Here is a 4,667-nt window from a genome sequence, read left to right as displayed (position 1 = left end):
AATTTATTTTACAATAATCGAAATTTTATGTCTATATTTATATACTAACACCACTTCCAAATAGGAATGTTTTTAATGAGTTTTGTGAATATGAAAGTTCTCTAATAAGTGGTTATTCATTTGTTATTGATATAGATAATTTTAAAGAGTTAAATGATAAATATGGACATAATTTTGGAGATTTGGTAATTGTAGAGTTATCTAATTTTTTAAAGTTAAAATTTAAAGAGAGCTATATATTTAGAATTTCAGGTGATGAGTTTTATGGATTGTTATTAGAAAATATTGAAAATATTTGTAATAAGTTAGATGAGATAAAAAAAGAATCTCCTTTATTTATAAAATATAATTTATCATATAGTGTTGGATTACATAAGAAAGAGTTAGATGAAAATATTCAAATATCATTTAAATATGCAGATATGGCTCTATTTAAAGCTAAGAAAACAAAAGGAATTAAAGTTGTTTTAGCAGATGAAGACTTTATTAGAGAAAAAGAGAGAGAATTAAAGATATTAGAGCTCTTAGAAGGAGATTTAGAAGATTTATATGCTGTTTATCAACCTAAGGTGAAAATATCGTCAAGTAATATAATAGGGATAGAGTCTCTTGTTAGATGCTATAGTAAAGAGCTTGTAGATATTTATCCAAATGAACTTATACCCATTGCAGAAAATTTTGATCTAATACATAAAATAGACTATAAAATAGCTGAAGAATCTGTAAAGTTTGTAAAAGAGTTGCTCACTTTAAATATGATTGATGATGACTTTAGAATCTCTTTTAATCTATCTGTAAAAACATTTTTTTTCCGTAATAAGTTGATTTGTTTCCGTAGTAACCTATCTTGATGCTTTGATTTTACTAAGGATTCAGACACCGTAAATATTATAAATATTACAAACAAGAAAAAAAGTAAGTAATTTTTTTAATAATAAAATAAAAAAACTCCAACTTTTCTTCCAATTTTTCAGTTTAAAAGATTCACTAATTAAAAAAACTAAAAATAAAAAGCATTTTGACAAAATAAAACCTATCAGTTATGATAATGTTAAACACAAAGATCCCTATAAAAATTACTTTATTTTTATAGGTGGGGTAAGTTACGGTTAATTGACGTAACTTCGTTGACTTACAATTCTCCCATCTTGTTAAGGGGATCAATCCCCTTAAAACCCCTTTTGAAGTAAAAACAAAACTCCCCTATGAAAACGGGAACTTTTATTTTTACTTTTAAAAAAAAATTAAAGGAGAATAATTTTAATGAAAAATGTATCTTTGAGATTGGATGAAAAAGATTATAAAATATTAGATACAAATGCTAAAGTTCTTGAAGTTAGTAAAAATGAATTTGTAAGAAATTTGATTAGATTAAGTTCTATAAAAAATATTGAAGAATTTAATTCTAATTTAAAAGAATTGCTAATTTTAAAAAGAGCTTTATCAAATAATATAAATCAATTAGCAAAAAAAGGTCATAAAATTGATAATTTTGAAGAAATTAGAGAGGAGCTTGAAGAATTATGGCAATCTTTAAAGCGATAAAAAATCCAAGTATTCAAAAAGGAGGAGCTAAATCAGCTCTTGATTATGTGGGGAAAAAATCAGATTTAACTTTAGGAATAAATTGTTCAGATGATTATGATATTGCATTTCAGGAATTTGAAGAAAATTTCAAGAATTCAGAACTTGCTTTAGAAGTGTCAAAAAAATTTTGTGAAAAAGAATTTAAAGACCATGAAGTTTTTTTATCAGTTCATAATGATAGCAATAATCTTCATTGCCATATGATTGTTAACTCTGTAAATTTTGTGAATGGAAAAAAACATAATCAAAAGAAAAAAGATTTAACAAGATATAAAGAGCTTATTAATGAAATAGGGTTGGAACATAGAATTCAAATTACTAAGAAGATTGGAAAGGAAATTGGAGATGTAACAACTGATACAAAAGAAAAAAGAAAAGCAATAGAGAATCATTTTAATGGAAAGGAAAGAAGTGATATAGTAAATACTTATTCAGTTTTAACCAGAGTCCTGGAAACAGAAAAAATAAAATCTATAGATGACTTTAAGGAAAAAATGGATAAAGAAGGGATTATTCTTGATTGGCAACCTCAAAGAAAACATATAACTTTAGAGGTTAAAGAAGAGTTTGCTAGTTCTCTAAAAAGAAAGTTTAGATTATCAAATTTGAATAAAACTTTTAATGATCCAAGACTAACTAAAGAAAATTTAGAGTTTGGATTTGAATATACAAAACAAATTGAACAAGAAAGGAACAAGGAATACAGAAAAGAATAGAACGGCAAAAGGAAAGAGATGATTTCTAAGGAGGATGTTAGTGAATATATTCAAAGAGCAAAAAGAAGAGAAAAACAGAACTTTAGCAATTTTAGAAGATATGAACAAAACTATTGAAGAATTAAAGCAGCTAGAAAAGGCCTTAAATGAAAAGGCTGATATTTTAAATTTTAATAATAGGAGATTATCCGAAAAAGTAGAAACTCTGGACATTGTAAGAATTGGAAAATATATAAATTCAAATGAAGAGGTTATTCAAAGTCAAATCACAAAAATGGAAAATGCTGTAAATAGCTTTAAAACGCGAATAGAAATCCATGCTGATAAAACCATATCAAAGTATGATCAAGAGGCTTGCTGGCTTATTTATGCACCTATAATCTGGTTTACAGTAGCTTTAGTTTTAATTAGTTATTTTTATTTTATAAATGTAAGACATATTCAAGAAAAAAATGATATATTAGCCAACAAAATTAATAATGTCTATTGGATTTTAGCGGAGGATAATAAGTTTTGGTATGATAAAAACTCTCAAAAACTTTTTATTGAAAATTATAATTGGATAAAAGATTATAAACAAAATTTACAGAAGAAAAATAAAAAATAATTAACTGGAGTGTTTATGACACTGAATGAGATTATTATATTATAAAACTGAAAAAAATGAGGGAAAAAAGCAATTATTAGTTCAAAAAAATAAAGAATTAAAAAAGAGCTAGTTTTCGCCCCTAGCTCTTTTTCACACAATGCTTTCCGAACATTGAATCTTAATTGTTGTCTTACTTGATTATACTCTTTAAAAAAAAAAGCAAATGCTAAAAGATTTTTTACTGGTTTGTAATCTCTGGATAACTGTTTTCTTTTCCCGAATATTTTTATTAGAAAAATTTAATAATTTTTTTTATTTTATCTGAATTTTTTATTCCTTCTATAATTTTTATTAAATTATATGATGAATTCCCATTTGCTAGTGGCTCTCCTCCGTTTTCTAAACAATCTATTATATCTAAAATAGCATCTATCATTCTTTTATTTTCATTATTTTTTTGTTGAGTTTTTATAAGTTTTAAAGATTCATAACTAGACCCTGCTGTGTTAATTTCTGCTGAATATTGATATAAATCATAAGCAAGCCCATTATTATATAGTTTTATTCGCCCATTTTCTCCTAATATGTCTAGTTCTAACATGTATTTTTGAGGAGAACTACTAACACCTTTTATTAACCCAATTGCTCCTGTGTCAAATTTAATAATTCCTATTCCTCCACAATCTTCTACACCATGTACAATTCTTATAAAATCTTTTTGTATTTCTCCAGTTACCCATAAAGGATTCCCATTACTAAAATAAAGCATTAAGTCTATTAAATGGCTTGTACTTGTGTGTAGAGCTGTCGCTCCATATCCAACCATTGTATAGATTTTACCAATTGCGCCATTATCAATTAAATTTTTGATTTCAATATTTAAATTGTCCCAACGTAAAATATAGTTAACTCCTAAAATAACATTATTTTTTTTGCATAATTTTATTATTTCTTCTGTTTCTTCCAAAGAATAAGAAAGTGTTTTTTCACAAAAAATTGCTTTCACACCATTTTGAACACATTTTATTATTATATCGTAGTGAGTTTGAATTGGGGTGCAAATACTAATAATATCAAAATTATTTTCACTTAACATATTTTCATAATTTGTATAACCTTTAGGAATTTTACATTCACTTTTTATTTTTTCAACTAAATCATGATTAATATCACAAATTCCTAATATATTAGTTTTAGCAATCTTTTTATAAGCTTTTATATGACTCCAAATAATCTTTCTGTTAGGATCCTTATCTATATGATATGCAATTTGTCCTAATCCTATGACTCCAACTTTATACATTTCTCTTTCCCCTCCTTTTTGCTTTTTTTAGAGCAACAATACATCCACTAATAACTATTAAGGCTCCAATCCCTTGATTTAAGCTAATCTTTTCTCCCAATGTAAAATAACCTACAATAGCTGTCGATAACGGGATTATCAATTGAATTATATTAAAAACAACAACTCCTTGTTTTTGAACTATATAAAAAGCCATTAACATCCCTGTTAACATTCCATAAATTCCTGCTAAACTTAATCCAATTAATAACCCTGAGGCAACTTCTTTAAGTTGAATAATTTTTCCAGTATTGATAGCTAGAGCTAAGTATATTAATCCCGATAGAGTCGCAGTTGATGCACTTATAACTATTGCATGTAATTTTTTAGCTACATTTTTTACAATTAAATTTTGAATAGATTGTATAAAAATTGCTATTCCTAAAAACATAGCACCCCTAATAAAATCAGTACTATTGTTATTTTCATTTCC

The 4,667-nt window shown here is 25.8% G+C and carries 6 protein-coding genes; 4 read left to right on the top strand and 2 right to left on the bottom strand.

The window, feature by feature from the left end; genetic code table 11:
• Positions 1 to 35 precede the first annotated feature (35 nt).
• The 4 genes from Q0V09_RS07930 (at position 36) to Q0V09_RS07915 (ending at position 2,910) form a co-directional block, all read left to right on the top strand.
• Entirely contained in the window at positions 36 to 851 is an 816-nt protein-coding gene (locus Q0V09_RS07930) for a diguanylate cyclase (protein ID WP_367172323.1), read from the top strand.
• 412 nt (positions 852 to 1,263) lie between these two features.
• A complete protein-coding gene (locus Q0V09_RS07925) occupies positions 1,264 to 1,545 on the top strand; it encodes a ribbon-helix-helix protein, CopG family (protein ID WP_297407994.1) in 282 nt (93 codons plus the stop codon).
• Positions 1,524 to 2,303, top strand: a complete 780-nt coding sequence (locus Q0V09_RS07920; RefSeq protein ID WP_297407992.1) for a relaxase/mobilization nuclease domain-containing protein — start codon at positions 1,524 to 1,526, stop codon at positions 2,301 to 2,303. The genes Q0V09_RS07925 and Q0V09_RS07920 overlap by 22 nt, the downstream gene beginning before the upstream one ends.
• Positions 2,304 to 2,343: 40 nt before the next feature.
• The gene (locus Q0V09_RS07915) at positions 2,344 to 2,910 is read left to right on the top strand and encodes a hypothetical protein (protein WP_297488271.1); all 567 of its coding nucleotides are present in this window, start codon (positions 2,344 to 2,346) and stop codon (positions 2,908 to 2,910) included.
• 271 nt (positions 2,911 to 3,181) lie between these two features.
• Here the strand turns inward: Q0V09_RS07915 and Q0V09_RS07910 are convergent, their stop codons facing one another.
• Both Q0V09_RS07910 and Q0V09_RS07905 read right to left on the bottom strand, forming a co-directional pair.
• Entirely contained in the window at positions 3,182 to 4,195 is a 1,014-nt protein-coding gene (locus tag Q0V09_RS07910; RefSeq protein ID WP_297407620.1) for a Gfo/Idh/MocA family oxidoreductase, read from the bottom strand.
• Positions 4,188 to 4,667, bottom strand: a 480-nt coding sequence (locus Q0V09_RS07905; RefSeq protein WP_297488268.1) for a DMT family transporter, incomplete at its 5' end; no start/stop codon positions are given. The genes Q0V09_RS07910 and Q0V09_RS07905, both read right to left, overlap by 8 nt.

Origin of the sequence: uncultured Cetobacterium sp. (assembly GCF_947039425.1) — a bacterium.
Classification (GTDB): domain Bacteria; phylum Fusobacteriota; class Fusobacteriia; order Fusobacteriales; family Fusobacteriaceae; genus Cetobacterium_A.
The sequence above is the reverse complement of the archived record's forward strand: the minus strand, read 5'-3'. Positions and strand labels throughout refer to the sequence as shown.